The 19,450-nt window shown below is 67.2% G+C and carries 7 protein-coding genes and 1 pseudogene; all 8 read right to left on the reverse strand.

The genetic code is table 11. From position 1 onward, the window contains the following. Positions 1 to 31 precede the first annotated feature (31 nt). Positions 32 to 754: an RNA polymerase sigma factor gene (locus AC07XB_RS03480; protein ID WP_492826344.1), complete on the reverse strand. Its 723-nt coding sequence runs from the start codon at positions 752 to 754 to the stop codon at positions 32 to 34. Between the two features lie 151 nt (positions 755 to 905). Next, the gene (locus AC07XB_RS03485) at positions 906 to 13,118 is read right to left on the reverse strand and encodes a filamentous hemagglutinin family protein (protein WP_492826346.1); all 12,213 of its coding nucleotides are present in this window, start codon (positions 13,116 to 13,118) and stop codon (positions 906 to 908) included. A gap of 273 nt (positions 13,119 to 13,391) precedes the next feature. Next, positions 13,392 to 14,384 (reverse strand): FecR family protein, encoded by a 993-nt coding sequence (locus AC07XB_RS03490; protein WP_492826348.1) that lies wholly within the window; start codon positions 14,382 to 14,384, stop codon positions 13,392 to 13,394. A gap of 118 nt (positions 14,385 to 14,502) precedes the next feature. Further along, positions 14,503 to 15,012, reverse strand: a complete 510-nt coding sequence (locus AC07XB_RS03495; RefSeq protein ID WP_253927749.1) for an RNA polymerase sigma factor — start codon at positions 15,010 to 15,012, stop codon at positions 14,503 to 14,505. Between the two features lie 2 nt (positions 15,013 to 15,014). After that, entirely contained in the window at positions 15,015 to 15,824 is an 810-nt protein-coding gene (locus AC07XB_RS03500) for a TonB C-terminal domain-containing protein (RefSeq protein ID WP_492826350.1), read from the reverse strand. A gap of 518 nt (positions 15,825 to 16,342) precedes the next feature. Continuing rightward, positions 16,343 to 16,894, reverse strand: a pseudogene (locus AC07XB_RS03505) (tyrosine-type recombinase/integrase); the annotation flags it as partial. A 301-nt stretch (positions 16,895 to 17,195) separates the two neighbouring features. Continuing rightward, the gene (guaA, locus tag AC07XB_RS03510) at positions 17,196 to 18,815 is read right to left on the reverse strand and encodes a glutamine-hydrolyzing GMP synthase (RefSeq protein WP_043346901.1); all 1,620 of its coding nucleotides are present in this window, start codon (positions 18,813 to 18,815) and stop codon (positions 17,196 to 17,198) included. Continuing rightward, positions 18,790 to 19,401: a hypothetical protein gene (locus AC07XB_RS03515; protein ID WP_492371714.1), complete on the reverse strand. Its 612-nt coding sequence runs from the start codon at positions 19,399 to 19,401 to the stop codon at positions 18,790 to 18,792. The genes guaA and AC07XB_RS03515 overlap by 26 nt, the downstream gene beginning before the upstream one ends. Positions 19,402 to 19,450 lie beyond the last annotated feature (49 nt).

Genomic DNA, 19,450 nt, shown 5'->3' on the forward strand with positions numbered 1-19,450 from the left:
AGGAACATTTGTCCGTCTATGTCGTTCACACTTATTCGACCGGGCATAAGGAATGGGCGGTATCCACAAGCGCGGAGTACGCTCCGGTTGGCGCCTCCTTTTCCGATGCATAGGCACCGCAGTCCCTCCTTCTCGCGTGCAGTAACGCGCGCCGCGGCGTGTTGACACCCCCGACGGCGCGCCGCCCGGTCTGCGTCGCACAGTAGTCCAGGGTCTGACGCAGCACCGTATCCACGCTGCGCAGCGAAATGCCATGGCGTGCAGCCACTTCCTCGCGGGTCAGTTCCTCCAGGCGCAAGCCCACCAGCACGCGCCGGTGGCGGCCCGGAACGTTCTCCAGCGCGCGATCGAGCGCCGCCAGATCCGAGCGCGCTTCCACGACGGCTTCCGGCCCCGGTCCTTGGTCGGCAAGATGCTCGAACACGGTGTCTGCATCGAGCGGCGATGGCCAAATGCGACGGTCACGCAACTGATCCGTCGCGAGGTTGCAAGCGACGCGATACACGTAAGCCTCGGCGCTACGTACCGCGTCAGGAAGTGTCGCGCTCCCCAGGCGCAGCCACGCCTCCTGCAGGCTGTCGCGCGCCGTATCGGGGCAACCAACATGGCGCGTCAGACGTCGACGGAGCTGGTCATAGTTCGATACCAGGAAGTCGCGCAGGACGACCCCGGACTCACCGGCATGGGAGGCCACACCGGCCGCGCCGCCAGTTGTCCCGAGCGCCTTGACGCAATGCGCAATGCTCGTATCCATGAGACGTCTATCTCCGTGTTCCACTACGAAGTCCTCAACCGCACAGGTGATTCCAGCGCGAACGCTCCCGCCTCGACGACGCAATGCCGAACGCTGAGAGGAGTTGGAGAAGGCGATGCCACGATAGACGCGCATGCCGCTCGATTGGCTGCTACCGGATCTGTTTCAGATTGCGGCGCTCGTCGTCGGTCAGTCGCTCCAGCTGGGCAGGATTGAACCGCCCGCCCAGGCCGACGAACTGCACTGGACTCGCCGGATCGTATGGCACGCTGGATTGGAGGCCGCCAGCAGGCACCTTCTTGCTCTCGCCGTCAGCGGGCGACGACGACTCCGTGCCAGCGTCGAGCATGCGCACCGTGAAGATCGAAGGCAGGTTTTGCCGCTGCGCCGCGCGATCCCGCGACATCGCATCCTGCGCAGCGGCGGCAGCTTGCGACGCCGTTGAACTGGCATTGGTCATCGCCCCCACATTCACGGTGGCGACCACCGGCAGCCCTGTCGATTTCCCCTGAACCTGCACGTTGGCCGCGTTTACCACCTGCAGCGCCGCGAAGTTGACATTGCCCGAGACCCGGATGCCCGCCTCACCGGCATCGATGGTGCCCAGCGGCGCCACCAGGTCCACGTCGCCGGGCGGCACCTCAGGAATCGGGCTCAGCGTGGCGATGCCGGCGCCCGAGGACGGCACGTTCGGCGACACCGTGACATTGCCCAGCGCGTCGTAGACCCGCTTGGGCGGGGTGTACACCACCGTGGTCTTGGAGCCCCGGCCGGCGTTGATGTCGCCTTCCGACGACCAGCCCTGGATGCTGCCGCCAAAGGTCGTCATGATGCGCGACAGGCCCAGCAGGATGCTGCCCTTCGCGTAGAGCGCGATGTCCCCCGCACCCTGCGTCAGCAGGCCGGCGCCGGCTCCCGCCGGCACGCCCTCCACGCCGACCAGCGTCTTGCCGCCCGGGTTGAGCATCTGGATGTCGCCGCCGAAGTTGGTATGCACGCCGGCGTCGGTAATGACTGGCACCGTCTGCCCGTTGACGGTGGTGGAACCCGTGATACTGCTGAACATGGTGATGTCGCCCTGGTAGGCGATCGCCTTGCCGCGCGCATCCGTGGCCGGGAACAGCGCCGCGATCGCCTCGCGCCCGCGCAGGTAGCTGCCATAGCGCGAACTCGCCGGATCGTTGTACTCGCGCCCGCCGAGCAGCAGTTCCTGGAAGTAGGCCTGCCGCGCGAAGACGCCCTGCTGCTCGCCGGGCAGCGCCAGGAAGTACGCCAGCGCATCGGCCGCCGCGCCCTTGTAGCCGAAACGCTGCCGCAGCCAGGCCAGCAGCTCTGCGTCGTAGGCATGCGCCACCTTGCCGCTGCCCGCCAGCGGCGTGCCTGCGTTCAGCTGGTTCGCCGCGTCGAAGTAGAGCCTGGCGAAGCCCGCGTAGTCGGGGCCGTTCGCGCCGGCACCGGCCAGCACCGTGATGCCGGCCCCGCCCGACTTGTTCGACGGGTTGACGATGTCGCCCACACTCGTCAGCGCGCCGTAGTAGCTCTGATTGAGGTTGCGTCCGGCCTGGGCCTGCAGCAGGCCGGGGCCGGCGACATTGACCGACTGATAGAAGATGTCGCGGCCCGCCTGCATCACGGTGATGTCGTTCGCCCCCACGTTGAGGAACACGCTCGGCGTCGGGCCCGTCCCCACGATGTCGCGGCCCGCGAGCACTTCGAACGGCTTGGCCGCGACATACCACGTGCGGTGCGTCGGCATGAACTGGCTCGAGGGCGACCAGTTCCGTGACAGCGCTTGTCCGATCTGCAGGTCATCGATATCGATGCCCGCATAGACCAGGGCCGGGCGCGGATCCTGGGCATGCAGGTTGCTCGTGGGGTTGTCTTCGCCGAAGGCGATCGGGTTGGATGCGTTCACGCGCACCGCGCCATCGGCGGCCGCATTGCTGGGGCCGCCCGGGCCCGAGGTGGTTTGAAAGAGCGGTCGCGCGGGGGTCGCCAGGCTGGCCATGTCGGCGCCCGACATCGACACGGTAGAGCCCGAGCCATAGATCGACCCTGCCGCCAGCAGCTCCAGCTGGCCGGTGGGCGACGGAATCAGCTCGATGACACCTGGCAGGGCACCCGCGGAGTCCGTGTCGCGTAGCCGGATGTCACCGTTGGCCGCGGCAACGGACAGGCTGCCGGGAAAGAAGCCATTGCCGTTCTGACTGCCGCTGCCCGACAAGGCGCCGTTCAACGGCGCGACATCGCCGCCCGCGGCAAGCAGGCGGATCGCCGTCGAAGGCCGCCACAAGGTGAACTGCGCATTGGCGCCCTTGACGATCGCGCCAGGCACCGTGTAGTACATCCCGGCGCTGTCCGCGAGCGCCGTCATCCCGGCATCGCCGGCGCCGCCCAGCACCAGGTCGCCGCGCGTGGACACCATCACGATGCCGTCGCCCGGCACGACCGTCGGACCGGGCGTCTGCATCGAGCGCTTGATCGTCGAGACATCCAGCACGCGGGGATCGTACGACGTCCAGTACGACGGTCCCGTATTCTGCGCGATCACGCCCACCGCCCCGGCATCGATGGCGATGTCGCCCCTCAGCGCGGTCACCGAGCCGAAATAGTCCGTGGAATAGCCGTTGGAACCCTGGGCCTGGCGGCCATTGAGGACGCCCCCCACCTTGACGGTCAGGTCACCGCCGCCGGTCTGCACCAGGGTGCCATCCGCCATGACCCGGCCGGTGGAGGCGACGGCGAGATCGAGACCGGTCGAGCTGAAGCTGGCGCCGTCCGTCGTCACGCCGGCATGGCGTCCCGCGACCACCGTCAGGTTGCCGCCACCCAGTGTCCCGATGCCCTGGAAGCCGATCAGCCCCAAGGCGGAACTGTTGGCATTGGTCTTCGCCATGGATCCGAAGTTGATCCACCATGCGGCAGGATCGGGGCTGACCCCTCCGCCGCCCTGGCGCCACAGCCAGTTGCTGGTCAGGTTGCTGTCGACGAAGCGCAACGTGCCGTCGGCGAGCTGGATGTTGCCGGTCACGTCCTGTTGCGCCGTCAGCAGCAGGTCGCCGCCGTGCTCGGGGTACCACGCCTGGGACACGCCGCCGGTGACGGTCGCTGCAAGATCGTAGGGGTTGCGGCCGTCGGCCGTCCTGAGCGGCGCCGACTGCGTACCGGCGGTATAGACGCCGTAAGGCGTGGCCTCGCTGAAGCTGCCGCCGGCCAGCAGGTCGAGGCTGCCGGTGCCTGTGCGCAGCACGCTGAAGAAGGTTCCCGTCAGGTCGGCGTTGTAGGCCGGGTCGTTGAGCGTGAGGTTGCCGCTGCCGCCGAGCGCTTGCGTCGCCTGCAGTGCGCGCTGGTCAGCCGCTGTGGTATCCGCGCCAGCGACCAGGCGCAGCGACGCCGACAGCGAACCGGCCGCCAGCATGTTCGCCCGCGCCGAGGTCGCGGCAGCCGCGGGGCTGCCCGGATCCGTCTGCAGCGACAAGCCCGTGACCTTGCTCTCCAGGCCGACCGCAATATAGAGGCGCTTGAGTTGCGTGCCATTCGGGATGACGGTTCCCGAAGCATAGGTGGTACCGTCGAGCGCTTGCGGCCGGAAAGACATCGGCAGGCCCGCGCCGGTGGCGAGCGTGGGCACGGTCCAGCCCCCTGCCGCGGTCACCGCCACGGTGTTACCGGCGACCAGGCGCCACAGCAGGGCGCCCTGCGCGGCGAAGTGGACCTTATCCGTGGACAGGGAAGACGGCAGGATGGCGGCAAAAGTGGGCGCGATGGATGCGCCGGCCTGGAATCCGTCCGAGATGCTGCCGCCGATGGTCAGGTTGCCGCCCGCGCGGACCACGAGGGCCATCGGTTCACCGGCGCCGTAGGTCGGCGATGCCGGGCCGCGATCCGCGCCCTGTCCGTAGCGATACCCGGCCAGGTCGATATCCCCCGAGGTCGAAAGATCGCCGCTGGAAGCGATCTCGATGCCCGGCCGCAGGTGGAAGGCGCCGCCAAGGGCCGACAGGCCCGCCATGCGTGAAGCGAGTGCGGCATTGCCGAGCGCGGTGTGGATGAAGTCCGTGCTGGCCGCGTCGTAGCCGTCGAGCGTTGCCTGCGAAATGGTACTGCCGCCCGGCAGGTTGTAGGTCCAGAAGGCATTGAGCGCGAGGCTGTTCGCGCCCTTGATGGCGAGCGGACCGCCCGCGCTGATGGCAATGTCGCCCGAGGTCTCGCCGGCGCGCCGCGCATTCAGCACGATATCGCCATGGGCCACGCCATCCGGAGTGGACAGGTCGATGGTGGCGCCCGGCTGCAGCGTCAGGGTACCTCCGGCGGCGGTGAGTTCGACATGCCCGCGGTTCTTCGCCTCGATCGGCTGGCCGTAGCTGTCGACCTGCAGCACGGTGCCGTGCGCATCGAGCACGGCGCTCGATGCCAGCGTCAGCCCGTGGGCGGCCGACAGCCGGATCGTGCCCGGCGCCGCGCCCGATGCGTCGATGGTGCCGCTCACGGTCAGCTGCCCGCCGTCCGTTGCGATCGACACCTGGTGCGCCTTCACACCGTCGCCGACCACCAGGTCCCCCTGCCTGGCGGTGAAGCTGCGGGCATCGAAGAAGCCGCCCCGGGTCAGCGCAGCGTTGAGCCCGGCAAAGTCGGCGAACGCTCCTGCCCGGGCACTGAAGTCGCCGCTGGCCTGGCCGTCGGTCGCGCCACCGTTCAGCGTACCGTTCAGCGCGACCTGCCCGTTGCCGGCATCGATCGTGATCTCGCCGGCGTTCGCATGGATCGCCGAGACGTCGATCAGCGAGCCGCCAGCCTGCACCACGCCGCCCTGCGCGCTGTGGAAGCTGGCCGTGCCGCCGAAGCCATAAACCGTAGCCCGCTGGATGGTCGACGGCTGGCCGCTCAGGTCAATGCGGCTGCCCGCGTCCAGCGCGATGTCGTGGGTGGCGTTCACCACCAGCTTGCCACTCGGCAGCAGGATGGTGCTGCCGATGGCGACGCTGTCGCCGCCCAGGTCGATCTGCGCGCCTGCGATGGTCGAGCTAGCCTGGCTCGGCGCCTGGCCTTGCGGCGCCACCACGTTCAGCGCCCCACCCGCCGTATAGGCCATGATCGACTTCTGCATGCCGGTCAGCAGCGGCGTTGCCAGTGTCAGGTTGCCACCCGTGCCGCTCCGGCCGAACACGGCCGCCGGATCCGCGCTGGGCGCCTGATAGACAAAGAGCGAGCCGTTTCCGGCCGACACGATCTTCTCGCTGGCCGTCAGGTTGACGTTGCCGAAGCCATAGACCGTGCGGCTGGCCTTGCTATTGTCCAGCGACAAGAACTGGCCGAGGTCGATCTCCCTGGCCACCAGGTCCAGCGTGCCCGTGCCGGTGCCCGGGCCGCCCGCGCCCAAGGCCGCCGGCGAGGTGCCTGGCACCACGCTCCAGGCGATCCTGTCCGCGGCGAAGGTCGCGCGGTCGCCGGCGTTGCCATAGCCGTAGATAGCGGGCGTCGCCAACTGCAGGTCGACACCGGAACCTGTGGCATCCAGCCCCGTGGTACCGAAGGTGTTGATGGCGTTGGCCGCGCTCAGGGTGAAGCGCTGCAGCGCGGGCGCGCCATGGTCCGGGTCGCCGTGCAGCAGCGTGTTGAACAGCGCCTGGTCGATCAGCAGGCCTGCGCCCGCGCCCGCCGCCGCGACGGCGCTGCCGGCGCCCACATTGAGCGTGCCCACAGCCAGCGTGATGTTGCGCGCGCCGAAATGGGCGCTCGGATCGAGGCTCGACTGCCCGTTGGTGGCAAAGGCCAGGGTGCCTTCGGCGTACAGCGACGATCCGGCGCCGACCGCGATCGAGCCGTTGCTGTTGGCGGAGCCGACCAGGTTCACGTTTCCGTTCGACAGGGCGAGCACGGTCACCGGGTCTGCCAGGTAGCGCAGTCCCGTCGAATCGGAGTCGAACGGCACTGCACCCCGGCCGACCGTCGACAGCGTGACCCCGCTGCCGACCGCGATGTTCCCGCCCACCAGGAACATCTCGCCCGCCTTGAGGGTCACGCCGTCGCGGATGAAGAGATCTGCGCCATTGTTGCCGAAGAACTGCAGCGAGCCGTTGGCCGGCGCCAGGAAGGCGTTAACGGTCAGGCGCGGCGCGCCGATGGCGTTGATGCTGCCGGCGCTCACCGAAATGCCGGAGAACCCGGCGGTCGGTGCCTCGTTGAACACCTCGCCGACATTGCGCAGGGCCACCTGGCCGCTGACGCCGCCTTGCGAGGGGGCAAACAGCACCGTCCCGCCGAAGTTCAGCGCGGACGGCGCCGGCGTGGGCGACGGCATCGGCATGTCGCTGGCCGCATTGAACTGCACGTCCAGGACCTTGCCATCGATGGGCAACAGCGGGCGCAGGCTGCCGGAGAGCGCGGCTTGCGCCGTCAGGAAGTCGCTGTAGCCCTGTTCGCTGTAGTGGGAATACGAGCGCACGGCCGTGCCCGGGGTCACCAGCACGGTGGTGGGCAGCTGGCTGCGGATGCCGGTGTTGGCGATCCCCGTGACGCCGGAGGTGAGATAGCTGCCGCCGCCGATGGCCGTCGCGCCGCCCGCCACCTTGGCGCCCCTCGCGCCGAGTTCAACGCGGTAGGCGCCGGGCAGCAGCGCGTAGTTGGAGGGCAGCAGCGTATAGGTGCCCGCGGGCAGGCCGGGCACGCCGGCCGCCAGCGTGATCTGCTGGCCGATGTCCGGGTCGCCCGCGCCGTTCTCGGGCGCCACCGGCGCGTAGCCGGAGGCATAGCCCGGCAGGATGGCGTAGACCTTGTCGCCCGCCTTGCTGAACCGGTTGGCCGGGTTGGCATTGATCAGCGGCGTGCCGAGGATGTTGACCGAGCCGCCCCGCCCGGAGACGAAGCCTGCGCCGGTCAGCGTGCCGCCGCCGGACAGGTCGATGAGCGCGCCGTCCCGGACATTCACGTTCTGGCTTTGAAGCTGTACGCCGGACTGGATGCCGTTCATGTTATACCCGGTCAGACTCGAGCCCAGGACCGCGTTGCCGTTGTAGTTGTATGTGACGCCGTCGATCGTCCCGCCGTAGGGAATCGTCAATCCGGCCATCGATACCGACGTCACACTGCCGGGCAGCAGATCGACCGTCTGCGCGAGGATCGAGTACGGATTCCCTCCGATATCGATACGCCCGAACGGAGCACGGACGATCCCGCCTTGTTCGATGATGGGGGCAACCAGGCTGAGATGACCGAAGACCGACAGCGGAGCGTCCGGCACCGTGGCCGTGGTGCGGCCGATCCTCAGCGTGGCGGCATAGCCGTTATTGCTCTGGCCGGCGATGACGCTGGCGACCGCATTGGTGGCCGGATAGACCTGAGCCGCTTCCAGGTCCAGGTCCCATGCCGATGCCAGCGTCGTGCCCTGCTGGACCGTGGTGGGCAGGAAACGGATATCGCCCTGGCTGACCAGCTTCGCCGAACGGAAACCGGGGGCCGGAGAGTTGAGATAAGTATTCTGCGCGGGATCGTAGTAGCTGTTGCGGGCCGAGAAGACGACCAGGCCCTGGACATCGATCTGGTTCGCGTCCACCGCCAGGGTCGCCGTGGTCGGCGAAGGAGCGGCCCCCGGGTTGTAGATGGTGCCGCTCCGGCTGCCGTCGCGGACGACGACCGGCGTGCCACTGAGCATGACATACGGCGCCGCCAGGCGGACGGCGCCACTGCCTGGCGTCAGCGCCGGGTCGGTGCCCGGAACCCGCGGTCCGGAGGTGAACGCTCCGGCATTGAGCTTGAGACTCCTGTCCAAGGATAGGGCGACGTCGCCGGAAAAGACGATGTAGTCGCCGGAGGACAGGGACAGGGCGCTGAAGCCGCCCTGCTTGACCATGTCGGCGCTCACCGTCGCCTGCCCGAACGGCAGCGTGGCCACCGGGGCGCCCGGCTCGGACAAAGCTGCCGCAGCCACACGCGCTTGCGTTACCGTCATCACGCTGGGCACCAGCACGCTGAACGGGATCTGCGCCAGCAGATCGGGGAAGGCGGGCGTGATCAGCGCAACGGACAGCTCCCCGCCCGCGACCCCCTTTCCGCCCGCTGCGGCATGCAAGTTGCCGCCCAGGTCCAGGCCGCTCATCGAGGACAGCGCGATGCCGCCCCCATTGCCCGCCAGCGTGATCGTGCCGGCGCTGGATTGGCCCGGAACGGTCGAGGCATCGACGGTCACGGCGCGGCCATCCGCGTTCAGCTCGGCGCCAGGACGGATCACCACAAAGGCCGTGCCGCCGCCCAGCTTGATGGTGCCGCCATCCGTGACCGCGCCATAGCTGCGGCCCAGGGCATCCACCGCCGTGTAGGCCTGGCCCGAGACATCGAGCCTGCCGTGCGGACCGACCCAGACCGACACGCCGCGGTTCGCCCCGGCCGCATCGAAGTTGCGCGCCAGATCCGTGCTGCCGTCCGTTTCATTGGTCAGGCTGATGCTGCCGCCGCGCGCGGTCAGACTGCCATCGACCGTCACCTGGCCGAAGGCATCGAGCCGGATGCTCTGCCCCGCATCGACGGCGATGCTGGCATTGCTGCCGATCACGATGGCGCCGCCCGAGGGGTCCCCGCTCGCGGACTTGGCCAGCGAGCGCAGCGCCAGGCTGGCACCCCCGCGCTGGCTCAGCGTTGCGCTTTGCGGGTGTTCGGCGAATAGCGGCGGGAGCCACGAGGACATCGCCGAAGAGGGATTGCTGCCCGCGCGTACATTGAGGCTGTCGGACGTGAACCGGTACACGGGCATGGCCGGCGCGATGGCCGCCCCATCCGTCATCAGCACGCCGCGGCCGCCGTTGATATCGTAGTTGGAGAAGCCGGCGCGGAAGAAGGCGCCATCGAGCGAGGGCAGCGGCACGACCGACACGGTCTGGCCCAAGGCCACGCCGACCGGGATCACGGTACCGGCCTGGTAGGTCATGTCCCGGCTCTGGACCGAGCCCGCAGCATAGACGAGATGGTAAGGGTTGATGGCAATGCCATTCGGGAAGACGCTCGAGGGGATAACGGTGCCGGCCGGGATATGGTCGGGGCCACCAACGATGCGCGTCCCGGCCGGCACCACGTCACCGGGACTGTAGTAGACCAGCAGGCCATCGATCCCTTTGGAGGACAGGTCCACACCGTCCGGGACGACCCAGTCCGCGGCGGTCGGCGCACTGGGCCAGTTCACCAGGGAGATGACGGTGGGAGCAGGGACATCCAGCGTCAGCTTGGCAAACGTCTGCGTCTGCGTGAAAGGCAACGGTTGCCCCGCCCGGATCGTCAGCGGCTGGCTCAGCCTCAGCGGCGTCGAAGCCGGCGTGCCGCTTGCCAGCACGCCACCGCTGAGCATCGCGTTCTCGCCGATCAGGACACTGTCCGGCGATGAGACGGTCAGCGTGCCGCCGCCGTTGACACCGTAGGCGCGGATTTCGCCCTTGATCGCCAGCGTCCCGTCGCTGCTTTGGTTGATCGAGTCGCCGGCGATCAGGGTGACGTTGCCGCCCTTGCCGCCCATGGTCTTGCCGCTGGCGAGGATCGCGCCACCGGACGACACGTCGATCAGGCTGCCATCGCCCAGCATGAGGTCGCCCGACGAATCGAAGGTGACGTTGCCACCGTTAAGATAGGCGAGGCCCGTGAGCGTATCCGGATCGGTGCGCGCGTTGACCCACACCCCGCGCGCATCGATCGTCGCCCCCGGCGCCAAGGCAAGTGCGGAGGAACCGTCGGCCGCCGTCAGCGTGATCGGGGTCTTCGCTCCGGCCTGCAGGAACAGGTTCGACACGTTCACCGTGCCGCCGTGCGCCGTGATATTGGCATTGACGTCGACATTGGGCGCCACCAGGCTCAGCTGGCCGCCATCGGCGAGCACCAGCGGCTGGCTCACCACGATGCGCCCGCCGCTGGCCAGGTCCAGCGCGCCGAGCTGGAAACCGTTCAACATGCCTGCGTCCAGCCACACCGTGTTCTGCCGCTGCGGGTCGAGCGCGTCCGCCGCCCCCATGCCCGGCGTCACGCCCACCTCCGTGCCGATCTTCACCTCGCTGGTGAACACCCCCGTGCGCCCCGGCCCCGTGTACTGCCCCAGTGCCAGCCCGCCCGCCTGTGCCACGGCGTACTGCCCCTGCTTGTAGCCGTCGGCGAGACCGGCCGCGCGCGCCTGCGTCTGCTGCGCCCCGTTGAAGACCCGGGCTACCACCTCGCCTTCGAGTACCGCCGTCGGTGCGCTCACCTGCAGGCGACCCGCGTCGCGGCCCACCGTGTAGCCGTTCTGCAGCACCTGCTGCGGCGCGATCAGCGGGCTCGCATACGACTGCGTCGCCGTCTTGCCCCAGCGCGGGTGCTCGTCGTCGAAGCCGGTGTAGACCCCCGTGTACAACACCCCCGCCTGCGCGTTATTGGCGTTGCTCAGCGTCCCGTCCGCCCCCTTGAACCACGTCTGCCTCAGGTATCCCGTCTGCACGTCCAGGCTGCCGCCCGACAGGTTGATCGACGAGCCCGCCTGCGTCACCACCTCCTTGCCGCCCAGCGTCACCGTGCCGCCCTGCGCCGCCCACTCGCCGATCCGGTGTCCCTGGTTGCCCAGGTAGCCGCCCACCTCCAGCAGCCCGCCCCCCGTGTACCAGCGCTCGGTCGCGTAGCCGCCCACGCCCGCCGGCACGTACACCAGCCGGCGCCGGTCGATCCACACGTTCGCATTGAGCAGGTTCCCGCTGTCGCGGTTGCCCGGCGCATCGCGCTGTTCGTTGCCCTGCACATTGACCCTCACGTTGTTCGTGTCCATCGCCAGCGCCACGCCCACCGCCCCCGACACATCCAGCTGCGCCCGGTTGGCCACGAAGCTACGCCCCGTCGCGCTCACCGCGATCTGCCCGCCCGTGGCCAGCGTCAGTGAATCGCCCTGGAACAGCACGTCGCCCCCGCTGACGATCTCCACCCGCGACTGGTCGCGCCGGTCCGACAGCCTCGACAGGTTGTCGAACAGCCCCGATGCCGCCCCCCCGCGCAGCAGGTCCTGCGCCGCCGAGTCCTGGATCAGCGCGTCACGCTGGCTGTCCAGCGCCGTGGTCTTGCCGTCATCGTCGATCAGCACCGCCGTCACCGCGCCCGGCCCCAGCGTCACCCGCCCCTGCGTGTCCGCCGCCGAGTTCAGCAGGTGCACCGTGCCGCGCGTGTTGACCGTAGTGGTCGCCACCGCCACCCCGAGCTGCTGCACGTCGCGCCCGGCCAGCGTCACGTCGCCCTCCGTGGCCAGGATCAGCCCGCTGTTGGCCACCTTGCCCGCCCTGCCTGCACTACTAGCGCCGGCCGCGAACCGCGGCGAGATCTCGTTGCCGCGCGTGGTCGACGCGGTGTTGCCGTCGGTGCCCACCCCCCGCCGGATCACAAAGCTGTCGCCCGCGGCCAGCGCCGCCTGCCCGCGCGGCGTGGCGATCGTGCCCGCATTGCCGACCTCCGCGCCCAGCAGCAGCACATAGCCCCCGCCCTGCGTCACCGTGGCCGGCGTGCGCGTAGCAATCCGCGCGCCGGCCTGCACCTCCACCTTGCCCAGGGCATCGGTGAAGCTTGGCGTCGTGCCATTGAGCCCGTAGATGCCGTTGCTCGTGAACTGGCTGTCGCTGATGCGCGCGGCGGCCGCCACCAGGTTGCGCGTGTCGACCTGGCTGGTGCCGCTGAAGATGACGCCATTGCGGTTGACGATCATCACCGTGCCATCACCCCGGATCTGCCCCTGGATCTGGCTCGGCCGTGCCTGCGGGTCGTTGACGCGGTTCAGCACCGCCCAGTCCGCCTGCTGCTTGAAATCCACCGTGGTGTTGCGCCCGACGTTGAAGGTCTCCCAGTTCAGCACCGCGCGGTCCGCGGTCTGCTGGATGGCCACCGTCGTCTTGCCGTCGGCCACCGTCTGCGCCGGCGCGTTGGCGTTGACCCAGCCCTGCGTAAGGCTGTTGGTGTCGATCTTCAGGCCGCCCTCGGCCAGCCCGTCCGGCACCGTGGCGTTCGCCGCCGCGGCGGCCGCGCGCGCGCTGGCCTGCGCCGCCTGCATCGCCGCGATGCCCTGTGCGGCCGTGCCCAGGTTGGCCAGCGAGCGCTGCAGCTCGGCGTTGGCCTGTTGCTGCTGCGCCGAGGGGCTGGCCAGCGCCGACACCGGCATGCCGTTGGGCAGGCGCCCGGTCTGCTGCGCCGCGCTCTGCGCCGCGCCCTTGGACGCAAACCATGCACTGCTGAACGCCTGCTGCGCCTGCGCCGTGCCCCAAACCCCGCCAGTGGCAAGCAGCATGGCAACGGCCCGGGTCAGCGGCGCCGTGCGCAATGGCCATGCCGCCGGTGCCAGGTGTCGTGATTTCGCTATTGCGCACTTGCGCCCGCGTGTGCTCATCTGAAGTCCTGCCCAATAGTTGAGTCGATTCCGCTACGGCAGCCCGCCCGGTGCCGGGCTGCCACGTCCTTCGAGTTTTGTTTGGTTCCGCTTCGCAGTAAGCGGCAACAGGAACTCGCTGAGACAAGACGAATGGCTACCGCCAGATCCCTCAACTATTTTTTGACTTTGCACTTTCTCGCCGGGCTACAGCGGCGAACCTCGTGAGGCGGTGGGCATTCCACACCCGATGCACTTTGCGCAGTGCGAAGGCCAGCCCTCGTGCCGGAAAGATCAACTCAGGACCAGCAGTCCTCCTGGCAAGGACGTGGCTTCAAGCTTGTAGGTACGCTCGATTTGCCATAACACCGCGTCGAGAGACGTAACCAGGAATCGACCGCTCACCAGATGGGCGCGAACAGCGGCGTTCACCAGCACGACACGGCCGGGGCGATAGCGGTTGATTTCTTCGACCACCTCGGCAAGCGGCGTATTGCGGAATACCATTTCTCCGGTGCGCCAAGCCGACACTTCCTGCGGATCAGCGCCGGCGACGGGGCTGACGATACGATCGTCGTAGATTGCTTGCTGCCGAGCCAGGAGTGCGCGAATCCCCGAGGGATGCTCCACGCGTGCGGCGCCCTCAAGACAGGTGACACAGACCTTGCCGTTGAGAGACTTTACGTCGAGGCGTCCCGATTCGGCTACGCTTCGGCCGGCTCCCGCCGTCACGACGAAGCGCTGGCCGTCCCGGGACAGGTCGACGGCGGCCTGTCCATTGATAAGTTCCAGGCCGACCATTTCGCCATGGTCCATCTGTCGTCGAACGCTGGTCCGCGTGTTGAGCGTAACCAGAACACTGCCGGCACGCCCGATTTCCTGCCGCTCGCCGGCGGCGGTACGGTAGTCCGCCCCCCACTCCGTGATTGCTGGCCAGGCCCCGAGGGGTGGGTACACCGCGGCAACGGCCGCTACGGCCGCAGCACTCACCGCCGCGCCCATGAATGCACGACGGCCCGACTGCATGGGGCGTCGTGCATGGCTGTGTGCGGCGGCGATCCCCGGATTGGCACGCAGCAATTCCCCTGCCGCCGGCTTCATCGCAGTCCAGAGCCGCCTGGCTTCGTTGAACGCTTCCTTATTGGCCGGGCTGCTCTGCAGCCAGCGTTGAAATCCTTGCGCATCCCATGCATTGACTTCGCGCGAGGTGAGCAAGCGCACCCAGGCCCGCGCTTCCTCCTGGAGCACGTCGTTGGAGACGGCATGTAGGTCGATGGGTTTCTTCACGATATCGAATCAAGCCACCATGACGACACGCGCTGGATAGAGTCGGCGAGCGGCGCGCAGCTTCGGCGCGGATTGCGTTTCACGAGTAAAGACGAATGACAATGCTCAAATCCCTCAACTATTTTTGTCTGCTCGACATTTGGGCACAGAAATCGTGCGCGCGCTTCAATTCATTCTCGACCGTGCGTATCGAAACCCCCAGTCGCTCGGCCACTTCCTTTTGCGGCAATCCTTCCCAGCGGACCAGCAGCAAAATTTGCCGCCGGCGCTCTGGCAAGCGCGCCATGATTCTGCTCAAGGCCTCAAGCTCGGCACGGTCTTCAACCACCTGCGCCGGACCGGGTGCGGGATCGGACAGCGCCATGAGAGCGTCAACGTCGTCTGTCGACAAGTTGCGGCTCTGCCTGCGCTGGATATCGACGGCGATATTGACCGCCATGCGCAGCAGATAGGCACTCGGGCTCAGGATCGGCCCGCGGCTCTCCTGGCGCTGCAACCTCAGATAGGTATCGTGCAAAGCATCGCCGGCCAGATCATCGCTGCCCAGCACCCGCACGAGACTGCGCTTAAGTTTGGCGTAGCGATTGGCCAAATGGTCCAACAAGGCCGGCTGCACGTCGTCGGACATAGCTAGGATGCCCCCCTGCCGCAGCGAAGCGTGCCATTCTGATCCCCGGGGACTATCAACATAATTAACGGTTGTTGCACCATATCCAGCGGCGGCGGAGGGACCTGAATCGTTCTCAAGGTCTCCATCAGCGCCACGTCACGTTGGGGCTCCCCCGTCGAACCCAGCAAGCGCACCCCTTGGATGCGGCCATCGGCGCTCAATTGAAAGCGCATCAGCGCGCGGTAAGTCCCGGGGGCGGTCCGTGGGGTGCTACAGAGCGCCTGCCAGATGCGGGATTGAACCTGGCCAGGATACCGTCGATCACTGACCAGATTGTCGATCCCGGCATAGGGTGCCGGTGCAGCGTGCTCATCGGCTTGCATCAAGACAAAGGCACTGCCGCCTCCCCCTGCATCGTCTCGTTCTGCGACGAGGCCGGTGCCCTTGAGTAGCTGGTTCAGCGCGACTTCGGGCAAGAAGCGCCCCTGCACAGCTGACGACATGCGCCCGGTCACGAGTTCGCTTCGAAAAAGCACCGGCCGTCTGGACTGCGCCGCATAGCGGTCAAGTGCGGAATCCAAGGGTAGCGCGGGTATGTCGAAATCGAAAAACCTTTCATTTCTCCCCGCCGCGAGGCTGATGGCCGGCGCATCCGCCAACGGCAATGTGGCAGCGGTGGCCTGTCCATGCAGAGGCATGTCCGACCGTGATGGCCCGCCCGACGTACCCGTCGACTGCGCACGCACCATCCCAGTCGCAATCAGGAGCCCCAAGCCACTCAAGAATCCTGTCAGCGCAAGCACGCTGACCGATGCCGAGTTGCCTGTCATTTCAAACGCATGAGTCGCCGGAGTTTTTGGAAATAGCGGGGTGGATGCTTCGCCAGCAATGTCGTCGAATTTTGTGAATATTTCATGACGAACGCCTATTTTTCCGTGCGGCTTCCATCTACACAGAAAGGAAGTGCGCCCTGCTGGACGCAAAAAAAACTATGCCGAACGGCCGGGCCAAGAATCCCGGTTAGGTTAGCAATAGCACCGGCGGTTCACCCGGCCCGGCCTGCGATTCGCTCCAGTGTCTGCTCAAGCTCGCGGCGATCTGCCTCGCGCTTGGCCGCGGCACGCTGGGCCAGGTTATGCAACTTCCGCCGAACACCCGGCAACTGACTCGCATGAGAAAGCCCGAGAATGCCGAAGTCTGGCTTCTCGTCTTCTACTGACCGAAGAAATGCGCACGAAGGCTTGTCCAGCCACCCTGCCCCGCGTGCCAGCAATCGCTCACGGCTCTCCCGCAAGGCCTCCGCGCTGATTGGCTCGGCCGTCAACCGTGGCAGATCGTGTTCGATCAGGTTGATCGCCCTCTCACCATGCAGGCTGGCGACGGCATAGACCTGTTTCACGATGTCGCGGACATGCACCGCGGTGGCGGGCGCACCGCGCACCTTCACCTTACCGCACAGGGCGCGCAGGTCATCAGCGGTGATTTCATTGAGCATCCGGTTCTGGAAGGCCGGCAGAATGTCCCGATCGACGATGCTCTTGCACATCGCCTCGGTGCTGTCGGCAATCCGGGCATCCACCAGCCACTTGTCGGTCACGTCGCCAAAGGTCTTGGCGGCGGTCAGTCGGCGCTTTTCGCGCTGCTTCTCGTGGGCTGGGGACTTGCCTTGGGCGACGGCCTTCTTGGCGTCGAGCAGCTCTTCTCGAACCATCGCCAGCGAGATGCCGGACGGCCCGTGGCGGCCAATGGTCAGCGTCTCGCGCCGGCCATTGAGACGGTAAACCTAGCGGAAGGTGACGGTACCGGTGGGCGATACCGTCACATACATGCCATCGCGGTCGGAAGCCTTGTATGTCTTGGATTTAGGCTTGAGATTGCGCAGTGCGGTGTCGGTAAGCATCGAGGTTTTTCCTCCTGTTCATGACGGCTTTTACCGTCAGGGGCCAGGAGACCTGCTGATGCCGGGAAAACCGCATAAAGCCAGCTTTCCCGAAGAGACTTTTACCGTCAAAGACCGATTTGGTCTGGATAGTAAGCGGGAGGGCCTTAATCCGGCCTCCTGGTTCTACTGCCACTTCTACCGCCAACCAGTTCCGCTGGCCGGCGATGGTGACCGATAGCCGTCGCAACCCATTTCTTTTTAAATCAATACGTTACGACGATTTTTCGATAGCTGGCGATAGTCCCCGAAGGACCCGATTTCACTCCCACTCGATCGTTGCCGGCGGCTTGCCCGACACGTCATACACCACGCGATTCAACCCCCGAACCTCATTGATGATGCGGTTCGAGCAGCGGCCCAGCAGCGCGTACGGCAAATGCGCCCAATGCGCCGTCATGAAATCGGTGGTCTGCACCGCGCGCAGCGCGACCACGTAGTCATAGGTTCGGCCGTCGCCCATCACGCCAACCGACTTGACCGGCAAGAACACCGCAAAGGCCTGGCTGGTCAGGTCGTACCAGCTCTTGCCCACTTGCGAAGGCTCGCACATGCCCGCAGCGGCATCCTGCTCGGTAGCAACCGTGCCACGCAGCTCTTCGATGAAGATCGCGTCGGCGCGGCGCAGCAGCTCGGCGTAGTCACGCTTGACTTCGCCCAGGATACGCACGCCCAGGCCCGGGCCGGGGAACGGGTGGCGGTAGACCATCTCCGGCGGCAGGCCGAGCGCCACGCCGAGTTCGCGGACTTCGTCCTTGAACAGGTCGCGCAGCGGCTCGAGCAGCTTCAGGCCGAGCGTCTCCGGCAGGCCGCCCACATTGTGGTGGCTCTTGATGGTGGTGGCCTTCTTGGTCTTGGTGCCACCGGACTCCACCACGTCGGGGTAGATCGTGCCTTGGGCCAGCCACTTCGCGTTGGTCAGCTTCTTGGCCTCGGCCTGGAACACTTCGACGAACTCGCGGCCGATGATCTTGCGCTTTTGCTCGGGATCGGTCACGCCAGCCAGGTGGCCGAGGAACTGCTCGGACGCGTCGATGGCGATGACCTTGGCGTGCAGGCGGCCGGCGAACATGTCCATCACCATCTTGCCTTCGTTCAGGCGCAGCAGGCCGTGGTCGACGAACACGCAGGTGAGCTGGTCGCCGATGGCGCGGTGGATCAGGGCTGCGGCCACCGAGGAATCGACGCCGCCGGACAGGCCGAGGATCACTTCTTCGTCGCCGACCTGTTCGCGGATCTTGGCGACGGCTTCGGTGATGTGGTCATGCATGACCCAGTCAGGCTTGGCGCCCGCGATCTTCAGCACGAAGCGCTCCAGGATGTCGCGGCCCTTGGCGGTATGCGTGACTTCCGGGTGGAACTGCACGGCGTAGTAGCCGCGCGCTTCGTCGGCCATGGCGGCGATCGGGCAGCTCGGCGTGGAGGCCATCAGCTTGAAGCCCGGCGGCAGCTCGGCGACCTTGTCGCCGTGGCTCATCCAGACCTTGAGCATGCCGTGGCCTTCGGGCGTGGAGAAATCTTCCAGGTCCTTGAGCAGCGCGGTGTGGCCATGCGCACGCATCTCGGCGTAGCCAAACTCGCGATGGTCGCTCCACTCCACCTTGCCGCCCAGTTGCACGGCCATGGTCTGCATGCCGTAGCAGATGCCCAGCACCGGCACGCCGAGGTCCCACACGGCCTGCGGCGCGCGCAGCTGGTGGTCTTCGTAGGTGCTGGCGTGGCTGCCGGACAGGATGATGCCCTTGGGCGCGAACTCGCGCACGAATTCGTCCGTGACGTCGTTCGGGTGGATTTCGCAGTAGACGTGCGCTTCGCGCACGCGGCGGGCGATCAGCTGCGTAACTTGCGAGCCGAAATCAAGGATGAGGACTTTGTCGTGCATGATGGGCGGATGGCGTTTCGTCCGGTGCGGGCTCGGTCATCACTTCGGTGCCCGGACCATAGCCGGGCGGCGGCGTGACACCCGGCTCGCGCCGGTATTCGGGTGATTGCGGCCGGCGTGCCACGGGGGCGGTGCCGGCATCCTTGTTTTGCGTCTCTTTTTGCAGCTCGCGTTGTTCACGCTGCTCGCGTTCGCGCACGCGTACGCGCTTGGCGGCCGGGATCTGCACCGCGGCGAAGAAGGCCAGGACCGCGGCCAGCACCGGCAGCCAGATCTTGCCGGCGCCCTGCACCGGCAGCTCGAACATAAGCATCCACGCCACGATCAGCACCGCGCTGGTGAGATTGACCTGCCCGACTGTTCGCGCCACCGCCACCGTAAGCTGCCCGTTGACGGTTGCCTGCCACAGCAGCAAGGCCAGGCCGACCAGGGCCACGCCGAGCAACTGCCCGTACATCGCGGGCTGCGGCTGCGGCAGTTGCAGCGCGCTATAAAGGGTCGTGAAAGGCGACAGCAGCATGACGATGCCGAGCAGCAGATTCAGCAACGCGTCCAGGAACAGCACGGCACGCAGCAATACTTTCATGAGAACTCCTCCGGCCAGGCGCAGTGCCTGGCTTGCGGGCGGCGCCGGG

Source organism: Cupriavidus sp. GW821-FHT02F09, assembly GCF_059421605.1.

Excerpts from the sequence above, each read along its gene's own strand:
- AC07XB_RS03500 (WP_492826350.1), bottom strand. The coding sequence starts at position 15,824 with ATGACAGGCAACTCGGCATCGGTCAGCGTGCTTGCGCTGACAGGATTC.
- guaA (WP_043346901.1), bottom strand. The coding sequence starts at position 18,815 with ATGCACGACAAAGTCCTCATCCTTGATTTCGGCTCGCAAGTTACGCAG.
- AC07XB_RS03480 (WP_492826344.1), bottom strand. The coding sequence starts at position 754 with ATGGATACGAGCATTGCGCATTGCGTCAAGGCGCTCGGGACAACTGGC.
- AC07XB_RS03515 (WP_492371714.1), bottom strand. The coding sequence starts at position 19,401 with ATGAAAGTATTGCTGCGTGCCGTGCTGTTCCTGGACGCGTTGCTGAAT.
- AC07XB_RS03495 (WP_253927749.1), bottom strand. The coding sequence starts at position 15,012 with ATGTCCGACGACGTGCAGCCGGCCTTGTTGGACCATTTGGCCAATCGC.
- AC07XB_RS03485 (WP_492826346.1), bottom strand. The coding sequence starts at position 13,118 with ATGAGCACACGCGGGCGCAAGTGCGCAATAGCGAAATCACGACACCTG.